The sequence below is a fragment of the Rhizobium ecuadorense genome (genome assembly GCF_001187535.1).
In the GTDB taxonomy this organism is placed as follows: domain Bacteria; phylum Pseudomonadota; class Alphaproteobacteria; order Rhizobiales; family Rhizobiaceae; genus Rhizobium; species Rhizobium ecuadorense.
In genome coordinates, this window is the sequence record NZ_LFIO01000320.1 from 1 (window position 1) to 356 (window position 356).

At 64.6% G+C, this 356-nt stretch carries 1 protein-coding gene; it reads right to left on the reverse strand.

Annotation, left to right across the window (positions count from 1 at the left end):
- Window positions 1-29: 29 nt before the first annotated feature.
- Window positions 30-356, reverse strand: a 327-nt coding sequence (locus AF337_RS07060) for a 2-hydroxyacid dehydrogenase (RefSeq protein ID WP_280138833.1), incomplete at its 5' end; no start/stop codon positions are given.

The following is a 356-nucleotide window of genomic DNA, read 5'->3' on the forward strand; positions in this document are numbered from 1 at the left end:
AGATGTGAGATGGCGTTGGCGGCTGGTCGCTAAACCACCCGATCCGGCACATCCCTGCCCTCGAAAAACGCCGTCACGTTGTCGACCACCTTCATGCCCATGGCGGTCCGCGTCTCTTCCGTGGCGCTGCCGAGATGCGGCAGCACCATGACGTTCTCCATCCGCCGCAGCGCCTCCGGCACATCAGGTTCCGCCTCGTAGACGTCAAGCCCGGCGCCGCGGATCGTGCCCGCCTTGAGCGCTGCAATCAGCGCCGCCTCATCCACCACGTCGCCACGCGCCGTATTGATGAGAAAGGCGCCCGGCTTCATCGCCGTAAGCCGTGCCGCATTTATCAGGTGTCGGTTCTCTGCTCC